The organism is Streptomyces sp. NPDC002870, assembly GCF_042888505.1.
GTDB lineage: Bacteria > Actinomycetota > Actinomycetes > Streptomycetales > Streptomycetaceae > Streptomyces.
In genome coordinates this window covers 108,090-128,028 of the sequence record NZ_JBIAPW010000004.1, presented here as the reverse complement: position 1 = coordinate 128,028, position 19,939 = coordinate 108,090, and the positions used below count along the sequence as shown (strand labels likewise).

The window sequence follows — 19,939 nt, the reverse complement described above, 5'->3', positions numbered from 1 at the left end:
GGGATCGGGCGGGGGTGGTGCAGGAACGTTTCTTCGAAATCTCCCGAACCTCGCGGATCAGCTCCGCGGCGTGCCTCCCGCGCTGGTTGCGGGAATCAGTCGATGCCGCGCGCGCCCCATCAGCTCCTCGCGCTCGTCCTCCGTCAGTCCGCCCCACACGCCGTACGGCTCCCGCACCGCCAGCGCGTGAGCCGCGCACTCCGCGCGTACTGGGCACCTCATGCAGACCTCTTTCGCCGAGTTCTCGCGCGCACTTCGTGCAGCGCCCCGCTCACCCTCGGGGTGGAAGAAGAGAGAGCTGTCCACCCCACGGCAGGCTGCGAGGAGCTGCCAGTCCCACAAATCGGCGTTGGGTCCGGGAAGGCGGGAGAAATCTGCCATAGCGCATGTCCCCTTGAAACCGTGCTGAGTGGATACAGGTCAGGTCGAACACGAGCGGGGTACGAGCCGATCCGGCACCCGCACGTGCCTCACGACCGTACATCTACTGTCTTAGTAGATGTAAATATGACTCATTGCGAATCTAGCCACATACGCCACAAAAAGGGAAGAAAAGGCGCTAAATGGGGCATAGCTTCCGGGTGAAGGACTCGTGACCTGCGGTGCTCTGCTCCGCGCACGGCCCCTCACATAGAGTGCTGAAGGCGGCAGTCCCACCCGTAACTCTTTCGAGTGACCGTCGTTGAGAGTGCGGAAGCGGTTGAAAGAAGAAGCGGTCGGGCACATGTCCGACAGCGTTCAACCGCACAGGTGACGAAACGTACCCAGCCTGGAGGCTCAAGGTGACGCGCATCAGCTGCGGAGGGCGGCCATGACATCCGTCCTCGTCTGCGACGACTCCCCGCTTGCCCGAGAGGCGCTTCGTCGGGCGGTTGCGACCGTGCCCGGCGTCGAGCGCGTGACGACCGCGGCCAACGGCGAGGAAGTCCTCCGCCGCTGGGGCGCCGACCGCTCGGACCTGATTCTGATGGACGTACGCATGCCCGGTCTGGGCGGCGTCGAGACGGTCCGCCGACTACTGTCCGCGGACCCCGGCGCCCGGATCATCATGCTCACCGTCGCCGAGGATCTGGACGGCGTCGCGCTCGCGGTCGCCGCCGGCGCCCGCGGCTATCTGCACAAGGACGCCTCGCGCGCAGAGCTGCGCGCGACCGTCACCCAGGCGCTCGCCGATCCGACCTGGCGGCTCGCCCCGCGGCGGCTGCGCTCGGCCGAGATGGGCGCGGCGCCCACGCTCACCGCGCGAGAGATCCAGGTGCTCGAAGGCATGAGCCACGGACGGTCGAACGCCGAGATCGGCCGTGAGCTCTTCCTCTCGGAGGACACGGTGAAGACGCACGCCAGGCGTCTTTTCAAGAAACTGGGCGCCTCGGACCGGGCGCACGCCGTGGCGCTCGGATTCCGCTGGGGCCTGGTCCGCTAGGTCCCTCGAGTGCTTTGCCGCGGGGGTAGGACGAACCCCGCCCGCCGTCGGGTGGGCGGGGTGATGGAAGCCAATCGGCATCCGTTTCCCTCGCGATGCCGCATCCTTGAGGGGTGGAGGACCTCGGGGACGAGTCGGTCGAGCGGAAGGGGAGGGCGCAGGAGATGAGTTCCGGCGCACCTACTCATAACGCTTCGGTGCACAACATTGGACGCGGTGCCACGGAGTCTCAGCCGTCAAGGCACCATGGACCGATGCGCGAGGACGAGGCTGCGACTGCCCAAGGGGCCATCGGTGCGCTCGTTCATCTTGCCGTCGACGGCGACGAGCAGGCTACGCACGATCTCCTCGCGCATGTCCATCCGCTCGCGCTGCGCTACTGCCGCGCCCGGCTCAGCCGGCTGCCGGGCGACGCGCGTCACTTCGTGGAGGACCTCGCGCAGGAGGTCTGTGTCGCCGTGCTGATGGCGCTGCCGCGGTACAAGGACACCGGAAGGCCCTTCGAGGCATTCGTCTTCGCCATCGCGTCGCACAAGGTCGCCGATCTGCAGCGAGCCGCCATGCGGCACCCGGGATCGACCGCCGTGCCGTCCGACGAGATGCCGGAGCGCCCCGACGACTCCCTCGGCCCCGAGGAGCGCGCGCTGCTCAGCTCGGATGCCGAGTGGGCCAAGAAGCTCCTCGCCAACCTCCCGGAGAACCAGCGCGAGCTGCTGGTTCTGCGGGTCGCGGTGGGGCTGACCGCGGAGGAGACCGGGCAGATGCTGGGCATGTCCCCCGGCGCGGTACGGGTCGCGCAGCACCGGGCGCTCAGCCGTCTGCGCGCGCTGGCCGGGCAGTGATGCGCACGGCGAGCCGCGTACGTACGAACGCACAAACCTGGCCAGTGATCTTGATCGTGGAATGAGACGGGTGTGAAGCCCGTTAGCATGGACATCCGCACCGATCAAGGCCATTTGGGGAAGGTGTCATGACCAACGTCGACGGAGTGCCCGAGAAATTCGCGACACTCGGGCTGACCTACGACGATGTGCTGCTGCTGCCGGGCTCGTCGGACATGGCGCCCGACCAGATCGACACCGCCTCGTACATCTCGAAGAACGTACGGGTGAACATCCCGCTGTTGTCCGCCGCCATGGACAAGGTCACCGAGGCCAGGATGGCGATCGCCATGGCCCGGCAGGGTGGCGCGGGCGTCCTGCACCGCAATCTCTCCATCGCCGACCAGGCCAACCAGGTCGATCTGGTCAAGCGCTCCGAGTCCGGCATGGTCACCGACCCGATCACGGTGAACCCGGACGCGACGCTCGCCGACGCCGACCGGCTGTGTGCGAAGTTCCGCATCAGCGGTGTCCCGGTGACCGACCGCGGGGGCAAGCTGCTCGGCATCGTCACCAACCGCGACATGGCCTTCGAGTCGGACCGCAGCCGCCAGGTGCGCGAGGTCATGACCCCGATGCCGCTGGTCACCGGCAAGGTCGGGATCTCCGGCGTGGACGCCATGGAGCTGCTGCGCCGGCACAAGATCGAGAAGCTTCCGCTGGTCGACGAGGCCGGTGTGCTCAAGGGCCTGATCACGGTCAAGGACTTCGTCAAAGCCGAGAAGTACCCGATGGCCGCCAAGGACAACGAGGGGCGGCTGCTCGTCGGCGCGGCCGTCGGTGTGGCGGGCGACGCCTTCGAGCGGGCCCAGGCGCTGATCGAGGCGGGTGTCGACTTCATCGTCGTCGACACCGCACACGGCCACTCCCGGCTGGTCGGAGACATGGTCGCCAAGATCAAGTCGAACGCCTCGGGCGTCGATGTGATCGGCGGCAATATCGCCACGCGCGACGGCGCGCAGGCGCTGATCGACGCCGGAGTCGACGGCATCAAGGTCGGCGTCGGACCGGGCTCCATCTGTACGACCCGCGTTGTCGCCGGCATCGGCGTTCCGCAGGTCACGGCGATCTACGAGGCCTCGCTCGCCGCCAAGGAGGCCGGCGTCCCGGTGATCGGCGACGGCGGTCTGCAGTACTCCGGCGACATCGCGAAGGCGCTGGTCGCGGGCGCGGACACGGTGATGCTCGGCTCGCTGCTCGCGGGCTGCGAGGAGTCGCCGGGCGAGCTGCTCTTCATCAACGGCAAGCAGTTCAAGTCCTACCGCGGCATGGGTTCACTCGGCGCGATGCAGTCCCGTGGCGAGCAGCGCTCCTTCTCCAAGGACCGCTACTTCCAGGAGGGCGTCGCCTCCGACGAGAAGCTGGTGCCCGAGGGCATCGAGGGCCAGGTGCCCTACCGCGGCCCGCTCTCCGCGGTGGTGCACCAACTGACCGGCGGTCTGCGGCAGTCGATGTTCTACGTCGGTGGCCGGACGGTGCCGGAGCTGCAGGACCGCGGCCGATTCGTACGGATCACGTCGGCGGGGCTCAAGGAGAGCCATCCGCACGACATCCAGATGACGGTCGAGGCGCCGAACTACAGCAGGAAGTAGTCCACGCGTGGCCAGGGGCGGTCCCGGTTCCCGGGGCCGCCCCTGACATGTGTGTCGGGGATACTGGAAGCGGCAGACAGTAGCGCCGAGAAGAACGGAAAGGCCACACAACGTGACTGAGATCGAGATCGGGCGCGGCAAGCGCGGCCGCCGGGCGTACGCGTTCGATGACATCGCCGTCGTACCGAGCCGGCGCACCCGGGACCCGAAGGAGGTCTCGATCGCCTGGCAGATCGACGCCTACCGCTTCGAGCTGCCCTTCCTGGCCGCTCCGATGGACTCGGTGGTCTCCCCGCAGACCGCGATCCGCATCGGTGAGCTGGGCGGTCTGGGCGTACTGAACCTCGAGGGTCTGTGGACCCGGTACGAGGACCCGCAGCCGCTGCTCGAGGAGATCGCCGGTCTCGACGAGGGCGCCGCGACCCGCCGTCTGCAGGAGATCTACGCGGCTCCGATCCAGGAGGACCTGATCGGGCAGCGGATCAAGGAGGTGCGCGACTCGGGTGTGGTGACCGCCGCCGCGCTCTCGCCGCAGCGCACCGCGCAGTTCTCGAAGGCCGTCGTGGACGCGGGCGTCGACATCTTCGTCATCCGCGGCACCACCGTCTCGGCCGAGCACGTCTCGGGCGCCGCGGAGCCGCTGAACCTGAAGCAGTTCATCTACGAGCTCGATGTGCCGGTCATCGTGGGCGGCTGTGCCACCTACACGGCAGCGCTGCACCTGATGCGTACGGGCGCGGCGGGCGTGCTGGTCGGCTTCGGCGGCGGCGCCGCGCACACCACGCGCAACGTCCTGGGCATCCAGGTCCCGATGGCGACGGCTGTCGCGGATGTGGCCGCGGCCCGCCGTGACTACATGGACGAGTCCGGCGGCCGGTACGTTCACGTCATCGCGGACGGCGGTGTGGGCTGGTCGGGCGACCTCCCGAAGGCGATCGCGTGCGGCGCGGACGCGGTGATGATCGGCTCCCCGCTGGCCCGCGCGACGGACGCCCCGGGGCGCGGCCACCACTGGGGCATGGAGGCGGTCCATGAGGACGTGCCGCGAGGCAAGCTGGTGGACCTGGGCATCGTGGGCACGACCGAGGAGGTCCTCACCGGTCCCTCGCACAGCCCGGACGGGTCGATGAACTTCTTCGGCGCGCTGCGCCGGGCGATGGCGACGACGGGCTACAGCGAGCTCAAGGAGTTCCAGCGGGTCGAGGTGACGGTGGCGGACTCGCAGCACCGCCGCTGACGCCGCTGCGTACGAAAGGGGCCCCGCACCGGGTGGTGCGGGGCCCCTTCGCGTGCTGGATCAGCCGTTGGCCTTCTTGGCGCCCGCGAACGCGGCGGCCGCGCCGACAGCGAGGAACACGTAGGACATGAGGTCCGCCGCTTCCTTCCACACCTTCGTCAGGTCGCTGAAGTTGTCGAAGAAGTACTGGGTGAACGAGAGGTCGCCCAGCTTTGTGAAGATGACCGCGATGGCGACCAGCTGGCCCAGGTAGACGGCGCCCAGCGCGAGCACCGCGCTGACGATGGGCAGCACGGGGTTGCGACCGCCGACCTTGGCGGCGGCGAAGCCGACCAGGAAGCCGACGCCGACGGCCGCGAAGCCGATCTCGCGCTCGATGGCACCGCCTATGCCGCCGTACGCGCCCGCGGCGACCAGCGCGGCGGCGAAGGCGGCGAGGATGCCGAGCCCGACGTTGTCACGGACGGGGGCCGGCGGCGGGGCCGGGGCGTACGGGGCGTCGGCGCCGGCGAACGGGTTGCCGGTCGGCGGTGGGACAGGCTGGCTCATGTGGAAATTCCCCCAGGGACAAATGCATCGCACGAGCGTGCGAGCGGAGATCCCGGAGACTAGCAGTCGGGTCCGACAGTGCCGCAGCGAGTTATCGGGCTGTTGTGTTCGCTCAGAGGCGGTGTGCGGCGCCGGCCGGGGTGGCTCCCCTTGTGTCGAGCAGGAGTTGGGCCTTGACCGCCAGACCCTGGAGGTCGTACGTGCGGTGGTGCTGGAGCAGCACCGTCAGATCCGCGCTGGCGGCGGCCTCGTAGAGGGAGTCCGCCCGGGGGACGGGCAGTTCGCGCACGCGCCAGTCGGGGACGTACGGGTCGTGGTAGCTGACGGTGGCGCCCAGGTCCATGAGGCGGCGGGCGATCTCGGTGGCGGGGGAGCTCTCGAGGTCGGGGAGGTCCGGCTTGTAGGTGATGCCGAGGAGCAGCACGCGCGCGCCGCGGGCCGATTTGCCGTGTTCGTTGAGGAGCGTGGCGCAGCGCTGGATGACGTACTGCGGCATCCGCGTGTTGATCTCCTGGGCGAGGCCGACGATCCGCAGCGGGTGGCCGGGGGTGCGTCCGGTGTGCGGAAGGCAGTTGGGGTCGAGAGGGACGCCGTGGCCGCCGACGCCGGGGCCGGGGCGGAAGGCCTGGAAACCGAAGGGCTTGGTCTCGGCGCAGCGGATGACGTCCCAGAGGTCGACGCCCAGGTCGTGGCAGAGCACTGCCATCTCGTTGACCAGGGCGATGTTGACGTGGCGGAAGTTCGTCTCGAGGACCTTGACGGTCTCGGCCTCGCGCGGTCCGCGCGCGCGGACCACCTTGTCGGTGAGGCGGCCGTAGAAGGCGGCGGCCGATTCGGTGCAGGCGGGGGTCAGGCCGCCGATGACCTTGGGGGTGTTGGCGTAGCCGTGGGTGCGGCTGCCCGGGTCGACGCGGCTGGGGGAGTAGGCGAGATGGAAGTCGCGGCCCGCCCGCAGTCCGGAGCCTTCTTCGAGGATTGGGCGGAGGAAGGTTTCCGTGGTGCCGGGCTGGACGGCGGATTCGAGCAGCACGGTGGTGTGCGGGCGCAGCCGGGCGGCGAGCGCGCGGGCGGCCTCGGCGAGTGCTGTGAGGTCGAGGTTGCCGTCCTCGCCGAGGGGGGTGGGGGCGCAGAGGGCGGCGGTCCGTACGCGGCCCAGCTCGGCCGGGTCGGTGACGGTCCTGAAGCCTCCGGAGAGCATGCGGCGGATGTCGGCGGGGGTGCGCCCCGCCGCCGGTTCCGTGAGATGGCGGGGGTCGGTGTCGTAGCCGATGGTCTCGATGCCGGCGGTTACGGCGGCCTGGGCGAGGGGCAGGCCGAGATGACCGAGTCCGATGACAGCGAGATCTGCGGGCATGGCGTAGGCCGTCCTTCCCTTAGCCGGAGGAGACAGAGAGCGCAAGCCCTGTGGGCAGAACGAGCAAGCGCAATGTCAGACTAGGCGTAAATATGACCGATATGCCGTATTGCAGGCTTGTGGCTGTCCGAGTGTTATCCACAGGCGGTGGCTGAAGTCGTCGACTGCGGACAGAATCGATGTTGTGAGCCCGACCGCAGGGGACACACGGGGGCGACGGGAGGCAGCAGTGAGGACAGCGACACTGGGACCCGAAAAGCGTGCTGAGGCGCTCGCCAGGATGGCCGAGCGTGAGCTGGACGTGCTGGTGGTGGGCGCGGGCGTGGTCGGAGCCGGGACCGCGCTGGACGCCGTGACGCGAGGACTCTCCACCGGTCTGGTCGAGGCCCGTGACTGGGCGTCGGGCACCTCGAGCAGATCGAGCAAGCTCATCCACGGCGGGCTGCGCTATCTGGAAATGCTGGACTTCGCACTCGTACGGGAAGCGCTGAAGGAGCGCGGGCTGCTGCTGGAGCGGTTGGCGCCGCATCTGGTGAAGCCGGTGCCGTTCCTGTATCCGCTGCAGCACAAGGGCTGGGAGCGGCTCTACGCCGGATCGGGCGTCGCGCTGTACGACGCGATGTCGGTGTCGTCGGGGCACGGGCGAGGACTGCCCGTCCACCGGCATCTGTCGCGCCGGCACGCACTGCAGGTCGCGCCCTGCCTGAAGAGGGACTCGCTGGTCGGAGCGTTGCAGTACTACGACGCGCAGATGGACGACGCCCGCTATGTGGCCACGCTGGTGCGGACGGCCGCGAGCTACGGCGCCCAGGTCGCAAGCCGGGCCCGGGTGATCGGCTTCCTTCGGGAGGGCGAGCGGGTCGTCGGCGCGCGGGTGCAGGACGTGGAGGCCGGCGGGGAGTACGAAGTCCGGGCCAAGCAGGTCGTCAATGCGACCGGGGTGTGGACGGACGACACCCAGGCGCTGATCGGGGAGCGCGGGCAGTTCCATGTGCGCGCCTCCAAGGGCATCCATCTGGTGGTGCCCAAGGACCGGATCCACTCGTCGACCGGGCTGATCCTGCGGACCGAGAAGTCGGTGCTGTTCGTCATCCCCTGGGGGCGGCACTGGATCGTCGGGACGACCGACACCGACTGGGACCTCGACAAGGCCCATCCGGCGGCGTCCAGCGCGGACATCGACTATCTGCTGGAGCACGTCAACTCCGTGCTGGCCGTCCCGCTGACACGGGACGACGTCGAGGGGGTGTACGCGGGGCTGCGGCCGCTGCTCGCCGGGGAGTCGGAAGCGACCAGCAAACTGTCGCGCGAGCACACGGTGGCGCATCCCGTGCCGGGCCTGGTGGTCGTGGCCGGCGGCAAGTACACGACGTACCGGGTGATGGCGAAGGACGCGGTGGACGAGGCGGTGCACGGGCTCGACCAGCGAGTCGCGGACTGCGTCACGGAGGACGTGCCACTGGTCGGCGCCGAGGGCTACGCCGCGCTGTGGAACGCACGGGCGAGGATCGCGGAACGGACGGGGCTTCATGTGGTGCGCGTGGAGCATCTGTTGAACCGGTACGGCTCGATGATCGAGGAGGTGCTGGCGCTGATCGCCGACGACCCGAAGCTCGGCGAGCCGCTCGGGGGTGCGGAGGACTATCTGCGGGCCGAGATCGTGTATGCGGCGTCGCACGAAGGGGCGCGACACCTCGATGACGTACTGACGCGGCGGACCCGGATCTCGATCGAGACGTTCGACCGGGGGACGCGCTGTGCGCGCGAGTGCGCGGAGTTGATGGCGCCGGTGCTCGGCTGGGAGAAGGAGCAGATAGAGAAGGAAGTTGAGCACTACGAGAAGCGGGTGGAGGCGGAGCGCGAGTCGCAACGGCAGCCGGACGACCTGACGGCGGACGCGGCGCGGCTGGGGGCGCCGGACATCGTGCCGCTCTGATCCCGGCGCCCGGCCCCGCTCTGATCCCCGCGCCGGTCTGGCCCTGGTCCCGGCCGGGTCCTGGTCCTCCTCTGCTCCTGACGCCGGTCCGAATCCGCGTGGCTGGGCAGGGTTGCGACCAGTGAGGCGGTGAGCTTTACCCCGAGTAGTGGCATTGTGGGTGGTCCCAACCTCCCGGACCCGCCGGCGGACGGCGGACCCGGGAGAAACGCCCGTTCCGGAGTAAGGGACAATGGAAGCTCTGCCAGGGCGGGTTCCGCATCGCGCGGGAAGCGGCAGGCGCGGGCGAAGATCAGGGATCGCAGAGGGGACGCATGTCGGAGGCGGAGCAGTCGCGGGAGCCCCAGCGGGAATCGGCCGAGGAGCCCAAGGAGCGCAAGGAGCCCACGTCGCAGGAGTTGGGGGCCGGGTCCGGTAAGCAGTCCGCGGAGGGCGCTGAGCGAGACGCGGATTCTGGTTCGGGAGGCGGGGCCGGGGGTGAGGCCGAAGGGGTTGCCGCCCCGGGCGCCGAGGCCGGAGCCGGGGCCAAGGCCGGGGCCGGGTCCAAGGCCGACGCTGGTTCCGGAGGCGACCCCGAGCGCGGGTCCGGTGTCCGGTCCGAGGCCGGAGCTGGGGCTGAGAAGACGGGCGGGAAGTCGGGCGGGGCTGCGGGTCCGGTGTCTGCGAAGGCCGCTGACAGCGGCTCAGCGGGCGGCGTCGCGTCCGGGGCCGGGGCAGGCGCCGGGCGAGGGGCCGGGCAGGGTGCCGTCAAGGCGGGCGCGGCGGGGCGCAGTTCCGGGCCGGAGACCGACGGACGGCTGCTCGCAGGGCGGTACCGGCTCGGAGGCGTGCTCGGTCGCGGCGGCATGGGCACCGTCTGGCGGGCCGTCGACGAGACCCTCGGCCGTACGGTCGCGGTGAAGGAGCTCCGCTTCCCCAACAGCATCGACGAGGAAGAAAAGCGCCGGCTCATCACGCGTACGCTGCGCGAGGCCAAGGCGATCGCCCGGATCCGCAACACCAGCGCGGTGACGGTGTACGACGTCGTCGACGAGGACGACCGCCCGTGGATCGTCATGGAGCTCGTCGAGGGCAAGTCGCTCGCCGAAGCCGTGCGCGAGGACGGGACGCTGACGCCGAGGCGGGCCGCCGAGGTCGGGCTCGCGATCCTCGACGTACTGCGCTCCGCGCACCGCGAGGGCATCCTGCACCGCGATGTGAAGCCGTCCAACGTGCTGATCGCCGAGGACGGGCGCGTCGTGCTCACGGACTTCGGCATCGCGCAGGTCGAGGGCGACCCGTCGATCACCTCGACCGGCATGCTCGTCGGCGCCCCCTCGTACATCTCGCCGGAGCGCGCCCGCGGTCACAAGCCCGGCCCTGCCGCGGACCTGTGGTCGCTGGGCGGGTTGTTGTACGCGAGCGTCGAGGGCAGCCCGCCGTACGACAAGGGTTCCGCCATCGCGACGCTGACCGCAGTGATGACCGAGCCGCTCGACCCGCCGAAGAACGCGGGCCCGCTGGAGGAGGTCATCTACGGCCTGCTCGTCAAGGATCCCGATCAGCGGCTGGACGACGCGGGCGCGCGGGCGTTGCTCACCAACGTCCTCTACGCGCCCGAGGAGCCGGAGCGGCCCGTCGAGCCCGAACCGGCGCCGGATGCAACACGCGCCATACCGCTGCCGCCGCTTCCCCCCGCACCGCCGCAGGCGAAGCCGAAGGATCCGGCCGCCGACCGGGTGCGCGCTGCGCTGCGCTCCGTACGGAATGCCGCGGCGGCTGCGAAGCCCGAACCGAAGCCTCGGCCCGCGTCGCAGACGCCCGCCGCGCGACCCGCGCCGGTGCGGGCGCCGCTCACCGATGTGGTGCCCCGCCGCACCCTGGTGATCATCGCGATTGTCGCCGCGCTCGCCGTGCTGACCACGGTGCTCTTCCTGACCCTGGGCGACAACGACAAGGGCAGCCAGGGTAAGACCAAGGACGACAAGACCGCTTCGGCCGGAGCTGCGAACGGCGGAAGCGGCAAGGACACGGGCGCCGGTCCGGACAAGGGCAAGGACACCGGGACCGACGACTCTGCCAACGGGAGCGGAGGGAGCGGAGGGAGTGCGGGCAGTGGGCAACCGTCCGGCGGGCCCAAGACGAATGAGCCCGCGGCGGGCGGTGACGGGATGCCGGCCGGGTACGCCCTGGTCTCCAACGACCAGTTCCACTTCACGATGGCGATGCCCAAGGGCTTCAAGCTGACCGGCATCGCCGGCCAGAACTCCGGCGGGATCTTCAGCGGGAACGGCGGGTTCCCGCGCATTCAGGTCGACTTCAACGGCAGCCCCAGGGACGACGCGGCCGCCGCCTGGACCGCCGCGGTGGCCGGGACCCGCGCCAGCAGCAGCGGCTACAAGCACCTGGGGATCAGGAAGGTCGCCTACAACGGCTATCCGACGGTCGCCGACTGGCAGTTCGAGCGCAATCAGGGCGGTCAGCGGGTACGGGTCCTCAACAGGGGCTTCAAGGTGGACGCCGAGCGTGGCTACTCGATCATGATCACGTGCAAGGCGAGCGAGTGGCAGAGCACGGAGTGCGAGACGTTGCGCAAGACGGCGTTCGCCACATTCAAGCCCAAGGACTGAGCAAGGCCACGTATCGTGAGAGCTCGCGGACGGTAGGCAGCCGCAAGGGGTCGTATGAGGCCGTAAGGGGCCGTCAAATGACCGGAATTGACGGTTTGCCACGGCTCGGCTGCGACACCTCCGGGACGGACCGGCCTGGGGACAGCACGCTCGTGGGGAGGCGTTGTGGACGACTATGCGGGAAGGGTGCTCGCCGACCGCTACCGTCTGCCCCTGCCGCCCTCCGACGAGTACGAACTGGTCGAGACCCGCGCCTTCGACACCTATAGCGGGCAGGAAGTCCTGGTGCGGCAGGTGCCGTTGCCGGAGGTCGTGGACGCGGAGGTCGTCGACGCGGACGGCCTGGCAGGCGCTGCGGTACCGCGGCAGACTCAGGGGCGTACGACGCGCAGGCCCACGGACCCGGCGGTGCGGCGGGCCGTCGAGGCCGCCCAGACGGCCGCGCAGATCCCCGACCACCCGCGCCTGGACCAGGTCTTCGACGTCTTCGCGGAAGGCGGTTCGCTCTGGATAGTGAGCGAACGTGTCGCGGCGCGACCGCTGGCGGCGCTTCTCGCGGAAAAGCCGCTCAGTCCCTACCGGGCGGCCGAGGTCGCCTCCGACGTGCTCACCGCGCTGCGCGTGCTGCATGCGCACGGCTGGACCCACCGGAACATCACCGTCCGTACGGTGCTCGTCTGCGACGACGGGCGCGTGGTGCTGACCGGGCTGGCCTCGGGCGCGGCGGAGGAGGCACTGTGCGGGTACGCCCCGGTGCCGGGCCCGCCGGACGAACACGCGGAAGAGCCGCCGGAGTACGAAGGCCCGTTGGGGTACGACCCGTCGGTGTACGAAGGCCCGTTGGAGTACGACCCGTCGGTGTACGAAGGCCCGTCGGGGGAGCCCGAGCTGCCGGCCGCCCCCGCCGCCCCGCCCGCGCTGCCCGGCGCCGGAACCGGTGCAGCGACCGGCGTGCCGGACGTCCGGGCAGCCAGGGCGGGCGCGATCGCGGCGTACCGCGCCGGTGCCCGGGCCGCGGCCCGCGTCAGCGAGGACCAGCGCCAGGGCGACGGCTCCGGCGACACGGGGGACCGTCCGGTGCAGGCGGGCTTCGACCCGGACTGGTGGGCCAGGGGGCCGGGCGAGTTGGGCCCGGTCCTCAATGTGGACGACACCGAAGACGACGAGATCGACGAGGACGAGATCGAGGGCGGCTGGCACCAGGGCGGGCCGCCCGGACCCGGCCACGCCCGGCTGGCGGGGACGTGGCACGACGGGCCGTTCCCGGGAAACGACGGCCCACGCCCCCTCCCGGCCGGTGGCGGGCCCGCCGGTCATCGGCCAACGCCTGAACTGCCGTACGGCGCCCGTCAGGTGGGCCCGGACGGTAAGCCCCGCGCCGCCCGCGACCGCGCCGCCGGCGACCCGTACGCCCCCCGGCCCGCCACGCGGCCCGCGCTTCCCAGCGCCCGCACCGGCACCACCCCCGCCACAAGCAACAACACAAGCAACAACACAAGCAGCACAACGAGTTGGAACCACGGCGGTGCCGGGCGCGAAGCCCTGCGGGCCGACGCCCAGCGGCAGCCCGTCGTTGCCGGTGCCCCCGCGCCCACCGGGCGGTGGGACGAGATCGTCGCGAGCGGCAGCACCCCCGCCTACCGCGGCCCCGCAACGCCGCTCGCCGCCGAGCGTGCCCGGCAGGCGCGTATCGCCGTCGTCGGGGCCGTCACCGAGCGGTGGGCCCCCGAGCAGGCCGGACCCGTCCACGAGAACTGGCAGTTGGCGGCCCCCGTCGGCCCCGCCACCGATCTCTGGGCTCTGGGCGCGCTGCTCTACCGGGCGGTGCAGGGCCACGCCCCCTACCCCGAGGAGAGCGCGGTCGAGCTGGTCCAGCTCGTATGCGCGGAGCCGCCGGCGTTCGCCGAGGAGTGCGGGCCGCTGCGCCCCGTCGTCGAGTCACTGCTGCGCCAGGACCCCACGGAGCGCCCGGACTTCGAGGAGTTGCGCGGCTGGCTGCGTTCGCTCGTACGGTCCGCGCCCGAGCCCGAGGCTGGAATGGACGTCGTGCCGGTCCCGTCGAGCCCCGTGGACGGCACCCGGCTGCCGGTCGTACGCCGCCGGGGCGAGCTCGTGCGCAAACGCCGCGCGGGCTCGGCCGAAGTGGTGCACGGCCGCCACCGCCACAAGAAGGCCCGGGGCGACCGGGAGCGGCGCGGGCCGCGGTCGCTCGGCCGCACCCTCCTGCTGCTGATACTGCTTCTCCTGGTCGCCGCGATCGCGTACGCCGTCCTGTTCATGCCGAAGTCCGAGCAACAGCAGAACCAGCCCCAGGGCAAGGGCGGCGGGCGTCCGTCGGCGGCCGGTCCGAGCCCGGACCGTACGGGCCCGGACACCCCGCCCTCGACCACCCCGTCCACGACCCGCACCACCAGCCCCGGCGCTCAGCAGCCCCAGACCTCCGCGCCGGCCGGGAACCTGCCGAACGGCTATACGCTGCGTAAGGACCCCGAGGGATTCCAGACGGCCGTCGACAGGACCTGGCAGCGCCGACCCATCAACGACGTCGGTCAAGTCCGTTACACCGGCGGCGACTTCACGCTGATCGTCGTTCCCGGGCGGGACACCGTGAAGGCGAACGGCGACGACCCGCTGGCGTATCAGCGCGACAAGGAGCGCGAGCTCCAGCCGTGGCGGGAGTCCTCCTGGGCCGGGGCGAGCGGGCTGCGCCGTATCGACGTGGGTCAGCAGGTCATGGCCGAGGGCCAGTTCACCTGGCAGGACGGCAACGGCCGCGAGGTGTACGTACGCAACCTCGCTCTGATCGTCGGCGGCAGTTACCACGTCGTCCAGGTGATCGGCCCCGAGGACCAGCGCGACAAGGTGACGGAGGTCTTCCGGGCGGCCACGACCGCGTACCGCGCCACCCGTTAGACCCGGCCACCCGTTAGACCCCGCGGCACCCGTACTTCGCGGCCACCCGTTAGTCCCGGCCGTTAGACCCGCGCCACCCGTTGGGCCCATCGGAGACGCGGTCAAGACGCGCCCAAGACCTGCCCAAAATCTGCTCAGGACACACCCAGGGCACCACCGGAAATCCGTTAGTGGGCGTTTTGGCTCCGGTTGCGCAGAGTCACGCGCATCACAGTGCGGTCACTTGAGCCGTCCGAGGTTCCGTGGCCGTACTCCCCTCCGTAACCTGTGATCCCAAGGAACGGGGCGGGGAACGTGGAACACTCTCAAAGCACGGGCGCGGGTCTACTGCTCGCTGGGCGTTACCGCCTGAGCGAGACCATCGGCAGCGGCGGCATGGGCAAGGTCTGGCGCGCACACGACGAGGTGCTGCACCGCGTCGTCGCGGTCAAGGAGTTGACGGCCGGGCGGTATGTCTCCGAGGCCGACCGGGTCGTCCTGCATGCCCGCACCCAGAAGGAGGCCCGGGCCGCCGCCCGGATCAGCCATCCCGGTGTCGTCACCGTGCACGATGTGCTGGAACACGACGCCCGCCCCTGGATCGTCATGCAGTACGTCGACGGGCCCTCACTCGCCGACGCGGCCAAGGAGGCCGGGCGAATACCCGCGCAGGAGGCCGCCCGGATCGGGCTGCACGTTCTGCGCGCGCTGGGCGCCGCCCACGCGGCCGGCGTGCTGCACCGGGACGTCAAGCCCGCGAACGTACTGCTCAACCGCGACGGCCGGGTGCTGATCACCGACTTCGGCATCGCCGCCATCGAGGGCGACGCGACGATCACCAGGACCGGGGAAATCGTCGGGTCCATCGATTACTTGGCCCCAGAGCGGGTCCGCGGCGCCGATCCGGGGCCCGCGTCCGACCTCTGGTCGCTCGGCGCGACGCTGTACGCGGCGGTGGAGGGGGAGTCGCCGTTCCGGCGCTCGTCTCCGCTGTCCACGATGCAGGCCGTGGTGGACGAGGAGCCGCGCCATCCCGAGCGGGCGGGACACCTGGCGCCGGTCATCATGGCGCTGCTGCGCAAGGACCCGGCGGCCCGGCCGTCGGCCGGCGAGGCCGAGAAGTTGCTGCTGGAGGCGATGGGAGGCGGCTCGTCGTCGGACACCACGAGGAAGCACGTGCCGCCCCGGCGGACGACTGAGCAGCACACCCGGCCGGTGACCTCACAGCCGCCGTCCCCGACGCCCGACGCTCCCGCCCCCGCCCTCCCGCACCCGGGTCATCACGCCACCACGGCTTCCGCGGCCCAGCCCCGGCGCGGTGGCCGCCTGCGCAGGGCGGCGATCGTCGTCGTACTCGCGGCCGTTGTAGGCGGCGGCGCGGGACTGGCCGCCATGAAGTACGCGGACGGCGGCAACGGAGCGGACGGCGGCAACCAAGGCGGCAAGCCCACCGGTACGCCGTCAACCGCGAAGCCGAAGCCCGGCCCCTCGTCGGGCGTGCCGGCCGGCTGGCGCCGGGTGGAGGACCCGGACGGCTTCAGCCTGTGGGTGCCGGAGGGCTGGACGCGCCAGACGGACGGCGACCAGACCGACTACACGCCCGACAACGGCCGCCATCGCATCCGGATCAGCAGCGACACATCGCCCGACTTCGAGAATCCGTACATGCACATGCTGGACATGGAGAAGGGGCTGGAGAAGCGCCTGCCCGAGTACCAGAGGCTGAAGCTCGGCCCCAACACCTTCCGTGACCAGGTGAACTCCGCGCTGTGGGAGTTCACCTGGACCGAGAGGACGACCTTCCCCGGACCGCGGCGGGCCATCGACCAGATCTACTACACGGACGACGGCACCGAGTACGCGCTCTACATGTCGGGACCGGCCGACGACTGGGCCACGACCCGCGAGCAGTTCGACACCATGCTGCGGGGCTGGCGGCCTCCGGCATGATGAACCCAGGTTGACCGAGAGGGAGTTGCGTGACCCAGGAAACGCGGCTGATCGCGGGCCGCTACCGGCTCCTCGACCGGCTGGGACGCGGGGGCATGGGCACCGTGTGGCGCGCGGACGACGAGCTGCTCGGGCGTCGCGTCGCCGTCAAGGAGCTGCATCCGCAGGACGAGGGGGGCCGTTCCGCGTCCCCGTACACCTCCACGGCCGCGCCTCTGCGCGAGGCCCGCGCCGTCGCGCGGCTCAAGCATCCGCATGTGATCGTCGTCCATGACGTGGTCGTGGACGACGGACTCCCGTACATCGTCATGGAACTGGTCGACGGCGGCTCGCTCGCCGAACGGATCGCGCGGCACGGCCTGGTCGACGTAGCCGAGGCGGCGCGCATCGGGCTGGCGCTGCTGGGCGCGCTGCGCGCGGCGCACGGGCTCGGGGTGCTGCACCGGGATCTGAAGCCCGCCAACGTTCTCATCGAGGAGTCGACCGGCCGGGTCGTCCTCACGGACTTCGGCATCGCGCAGTTCGCCGGGTCGACGACGATCACCGATTCGGGGTCGTTCGTCGGATCGCCCGAGTACACCGCGCCGGAGCGGATGCAGGGCGTCACCGCGGGTCCCGAGTCGGATCTGTGGTCGCTGGGGGTGCTGTTGTGCGCGGCGCTGAGCGGTGAATCGCCGTTCCGCCGCGACTCGTTGGGCGGCGTTCTGCACGCGGTCGTCGAGGACGAGATCCGCACGCCCGCCCAGGCCGCGCCGCTGCTGCCTGTTGTGCTGGGGCTGCTCGAGCGGGATCCGGAGCGCAGGCTGAGCGCGGCGGAGGCGGAGGAGTTGCTGCGTACGTACGTCAGGACTGGCGCCGTTCCGACGTCCGGAGTGCCCCGGTCCGGGTCCACGGCGCGTTACACACCCACTCGTCCCGACGCGCCGCGCGCGCCCGTGAAGGCCGCTCGCCGTCGTACGCCGTTGGTCGTCGCGGCCGCCCTGGTCGCCGCGCTGGCCGGGGTGGGAGGGGCCACGGCGTTCCTCCTGGACCACGGCGGGGGCGGCGGCCAAGCGCCTGCCGGGGGCGCCCCTGCGAGCAGTACGCCTCCGGTGCGTACGACGCCACCCGTCAAACCGGTGGCGCCGAAGGGTTACCTCATGGCATCCGACCCGCGCGGTTTCTCGCTCGCCGTCCCCGAAGGCTTCGCCCGTTCCGCGGACGACAAGCGGGTCTACTACATGGCGCGGGACAAGGGCATCAGGGTCGGCGTGCGCATACAGCAGCCGGTCTCCGAAGGCCCGCTCGGTGTGATGCGGCGCTCGCACGCCGACGGGCCCAGCACCAACCCCGGCTATCGCGAGGGCAAGGTCACCGCGACCACGCACAACGGGCTGACCGCCGCGCTCTGGGAGTTCACCTGGAACGGCTTCTCCAAGGCGGAGGGGCCCCGGCACACGTTCCATCTCTCCTGGGACGAGGAGGGGAAGATGTACGACCTCTGGGTCTCGTCGCCGGTCGGGCGACTCGACGAGGCGCGGCGGGATTTCGACACCGCGCTCGACTTCTTCACCCTTCAAAAGTGATGCCCGCACCTTCCGGCAACTGGGGCTCCGCCCCAGACCCTCCTCCTACGCCCTGAAACGGGCGGGTTGGCGCGCTCGCCGACTACGTCGCGACCGAAGCCGGTGAGCGCTGCACCGTGCTCGTCGAGATGCCCAAGGGCGGCAAGGAGGAGGCCAAGAGGCAGGATCTGTTCCGCGGCGTACGAGAGCGGCTGAAGCTCGGCAGAGCCCAGACGCGCCCCTGATCAGGCCTTATCTGCCAGCGATCGCTGGCGCGATGGTGTGGGCCCTGGTGAAAAGCCGTTACCGACGGGTACCCAAAGCTCCGTTTGCGGCATACTCTCGCCCCCATGACGGACTCGCAGGCCCCCGCCGCCGCCCTCGGTACCAACCCGACAGCCGCCTCCCCGGCCGGTGCGCGCACCGCTGCCGACGTGGTCACTCCCGAGGTGGTCGCCCAGCTCACCCGTGGTGTGGTCGGTTCCGGCCGTACCGCCAACCACACCCCGTTCACCGGGGAGAAGCTGGCGGACCTGCCCGAGTCCACGCCCGAGGACGTCGCCGAGGCCTTCGAACGCGCCCGCGCCGCACAGCCCGTGTGGGCCGCCACGCCCGCGCGCGCCCGCGCCGCCGTGCTGCTGCGCTTCCACGATCTGGTCCTGGAGCGCCAGGCCGAGGTCCTCGACCTCATCCAGCTGGAGACCGGCAAGGCCCGCCTCCACGCGCACGAAGAGGTCCTGGCCGTCGCCGTCGCCGCCCGCCACTACGGCCGTAAGGCGCCCGCCTACCTCAAGCCCAAGCGGCACACCGGCGTCGTCCCCGTCCTCACCAAGACCACCGAACTGCGCCAGCCGCGCGGCGTCGTCGGCCAGATCGCCCCCTGGAACTACCCGCTCGAACTCTCCGTCGGCGACGCGCTGCCCGCGTTCGTCTCCGGCAACGCCGTCGTCATGAAGCCCGACACCGAGACCGCGCTGACCGCCCTGTGGGCACGTGACCTGCTCATCGAGGCGGGCCTGCCGGCCGGCGTCTTCCAGGTCGTCATCGGCGAGGGACCGGTCGTAGGCCCGGAGATCGTCAAGCACGCGGACTATGTCTCCTTCACCGGCTCCACCCGCACCGGCCGCGAGGTCGCCCAGGGCGCGGCGGCCCGTCTGATCGGGGTATCCCTCGAACTCGGCGGCAAGAACGCCATGCTGGTGCTGCACGACGCGGACGTGGAGAAGGCGGCGGCCGGAGCGGTCCGCGCCTGCTTCTCCTCCGCGGGCCAGCTGTGCATCTCCATCGAGCGGCTGTACGTCCACGAGTCGATCGCCGACGACTTCGTGGAGCGTTTCGCGGCCCGTACGAAGGCGATGCGCCTCGGCAAGTCCCTCGCGTACGGCGCCGACATGGGCTCGCTCGTCGGCGAGCGCCAGCTGGAGACCGTCACCCGCCATGTCGAGGAGGCCGTCGCCAAGGGCGCGACCCTCGTCGCGGGCGGCGTCGCGCGCCCCGACATCGGCCCGCTCTTCTACGAGCCGACCATCCTCGACGGTGTCGAGGCCCCGATGGCCGTATGCACCGAGGAGACCTTCGGCCCGGTCGTCTCCATCTACCGCTTCACGGACGAGGACAAAGCCGTCGAGCAGGCCAACGCCACCCAGTACGGCCTGAATTCGAGCGTCTGGACCAAGGACGGCAAGCGCGGCCACGCCGTCGCCGCGAAGCTGCGCACCGGCACGGTCAACATCAATGAGGGCTACGTGCCGGCGTACGGCAGCGTGCAGTCCCCGATGGGCGGCATGAAGGACTCCGGTCTCAGCCGGCGGCACGGCTCGGAGGGCATCCTCAAGTACACCGAGGCCCAGACCGTCGCCCAGCAGCGGCTGATCCCGCTGGCCCCGTCCTTCGGCATGGACGACGAGAAGTACGCCGCGTTCATGAGCCGCAGCCTGAAGGCGATGAAGGCCCTGCGCCTGCGCTAGTTTCC

At 70.8% G+C, this 19,939-nt stretch carries 13 protein-coding genes; 10 read left to right on the top strand and 3 right to left on the bottom strand.

The genetic code is table 11. The features are described from left to right. Positions 1 to 57: 57 nt before the first annotated feature. The gene (locus ACFYWY_RS07145) at positions 58 to 381 is read right to left on the bottom strand and encodes a WhiB family transcriptional regulator (protein WP_389181003.1); all 324 of its coding nucleotides are present in this window, start codon (positions 379 to 381) and stop codon (positions 58 to 60) included. A gap of 430 nt (positions 382 to 811) precedes the next feature. On the opposite strand from ACFYWY_RS07145, the gene ACFYWY_RS07140 reads away from it, so the two are divergent. The 4 genes from ACFYWY_RS07140 to ACFYWY_RS07125 all read left to right on the top strand — a co-directional run bounded on the left by ACFYWY_RS07140 (position 812) and on the right by ACFYWY_RS07125 (position 5,133). Further along, on the top strand, positions 812 to 1,423 hold the full coding sequence (locus ACFYWY_RS07140) for a response regulator transcription factor (RefSeq protein ID WP_003948568.1): 612 nt from the start codon (positions 812 to 814) through the stop codon (positions 1,421 to 1,423). A 254-nt stretch (positions 1,424 to 1,677) separates the two neighbouring features. Beyond that, on the top strand, positions 1,678 to 2,265 hold the full coding sequence (locus ACFYWY_RS07135; RefSeq protein WP_389181000.1) for a sigma-70 family RNA polymerase sigma factor: 588 nt from the start codon (positions 1,678 to 1,680) through the stop codon (positions 2,263 to 2,265). A gap of 128 nt (positions 2,266 to 2,393) precedes the next feature. Next, positions 2,394 to 3,896: an IMP dehydrogenase gene (gene guaB, locus ACFYWY_RS07130; RefSeq protein WP_389180997.1), complete on the top strand. Its 1,503-nt coding sequence runs from the start codon at positions 2,394 to 2,396 to the stop codon at positions 3,894 to 3,896. Positions 3,897 to 4,008: 112 nt separating this feature from the next. Beyond that, the gene (locus tag ACFYWY_RS07125; protein ID WP_389180994.1) at positions 4,009 to 5,133 is read left to right on the top strand and encodes a GuaB3 family IMP dehydrogenase-related protein; all 1,125 of its coding nucleotides are present in this window, start codon (positions 4,009 to 4,011) and stop codon (positions 5,131 to 5,133) included. Positions 5,134 to 5,193: 60 nt separating this feature from the next. Here ACFYWY_RS07125 and ACFYWY_RS07120 read toward each other — a convergent pair whose 3' ends face one another. Continuing rightward, entirely contained in the window at positions 5,194 to 5,682 is a 489-nt protein-coding gene (locus ACFYWY_RS07120; RefSeq protein ID WP_389180991.1) for a hypothetical protein, read from the bottom strand. Positions 5,683 to 5,794: 112 nt separating this feature from the next. Continuing rightward, positions 5,795 to 7,036 carry a nucleotide sugar dehydrogenase gene (locus ACFYWY_RS07115; RefSeq protein ID WP_389180988.1) on the bottom strand — a complete coding sequence of 414 codons (1,242 nt, stop codon included), beginning with the start codon at positions 7,034 to 7,036 and terminating at the stop codon, positions 5,795 to 5,797. 229 nt (positions 7,037 to 7,265) lie between these two features. Between ACFYWY_RS07115 and ACFYWY_RS07110 the strand changes: the two genes are divergently transcribed. The 6 genes from ACFYWY_RS07110 (at position 7,266) to ACFYWY_RS07085 (ending at position 19,934) form a co-directional block, all read left to right on the top strand. Next, complete coding sequence (locus ACFYWY_RS07110; RefSeq protein ID WP_389180985.1) at positions 7,266 to 8,972, top strand: glycerol-3-phosphate dehydrogenase/oxidase; 1,707 nt, start codon at positions 7,266 to 7,268, stop codon at positions 8,970 to 8,972. Positions 8,973 to 9,286: 314 nt separating this feature from the next. After that, the gene (locus ACFYWY_RS07105) at positions 9,287 to 11,581 is read left to right on the top strand and encodes a serine/threonine-protein kinase (protein WP_389180982.1); all 2,295 of its coding nucleotides are present in this window, start codon (positions 9,287 to 9,289) and stop codon (positions 11,579 to 11,581) included. A gap of 165 nt (positions 11,582 to 11,746) precedes the next feature. Further along, positions 11,747 to 14,494 (top strand): protein kinase, encoded by a 2,748-nt coding sequence (locus tag ACFYWY_RS07100; protein ID WP_389180979.1) that lies wholly within the window; start codon positions 11,747 to 11,749, stop codon positions 14,492 to 14,494. Between the two features lie 294 nt (positions 14,495 to 14,788). Then, a complete protein-coding gene (locus tag ACFYWY_RS07095; protein ID WP_389180976.1) occupies positions 14,789 to 16,423 on the top strand; it encodes a serine/threonine-protein kinase in 1,635 nt (544 codons plus the stop codon). A 29-nt stretch (positions 16,424 to 16,452) separates the two neighbouring features. Beyond that, complete coding sequence (locus ACFYWY_RS07090; RefSeq protein ID WP_389180973.1) at positions 16,453 to 17,988, top strand: serine/threonine-protein kinase; 1,536 nt, start codon at positions 16,453 to 16,455, stop codon at positions 17,986 to 17,988. Between the two features lie 329 nt (positions 17,989 to 18,317). After that, positions 18,318 to 19,934, top strand: coding sequence for a succinic semialdehyde dehydrogenase (locus ACFYWY_RS07085; protein ID WP_389180970.1), 1,617 nt, complete (start codon positions 18,318 to 18,320; stop codon positions 19,932 to 19,934). Positions 19,935 to 19,939: the final 5 nt, after the last annotated feature.

Coding starts and splice junctions, on each gene's coding strand:
- ACFYWY_RS07145 (WP_389181003.1), bottom strand. CDS start 381: ATGGCAGATTTCTCCCGCCTTCCCGGACCCAACGCCGATTTGTGGGAC.
- ACFYWY_RS07140 (WP_003948568.1), top strand. CDS start 812: ATGACATCCGTCCTCGTCTGCGACGACTCCCCGCTTGCCCGAGAGGCG.
- ACFYWY_RS07135 (WP_389181000.1), top strand. CDS start 1,678: ATGCGCGAGGACGAGGCTGCGACTGCCCAAGGGGCCATCGGTGCGCTC.
- guaB (WP_389180997.1), top strand. CDS start 2,394: ATGACCAACGTCGACGGAGTGCCCGAGAAATTCGCGACACTCGGGCTG.
- ACFYWY_RS07120 (WP_389180991.1), bottom strand. CDS start 5,682: ATGAGCCAGCCTGTCCCACCGCCGACCGGCAACCCGTTCGCCGGCGCC.
- ACFYWY_RS07115 (WP_389180988.1), bottom strand. CDS start 7,036: ATGCCCGCAGATCTCGCTGTCATCGGACTCGGTCATCTCGGCCTGCCC.
- ACFYWY_RS07105 (WP_389180982.1), top strand. CDS start 9,287: ATGTCGGAGGCGGAGCAGTCGCGGGAGCCCCAGCGGGAATCGGCCGAG.
- ACFYWY_RS07085 (WP_389180970.1), top strand. CDS start 18,318: ATGACGGACTCGCAGGCCCCCGCCGCCGCCCTCGGTACCAACCCGACA.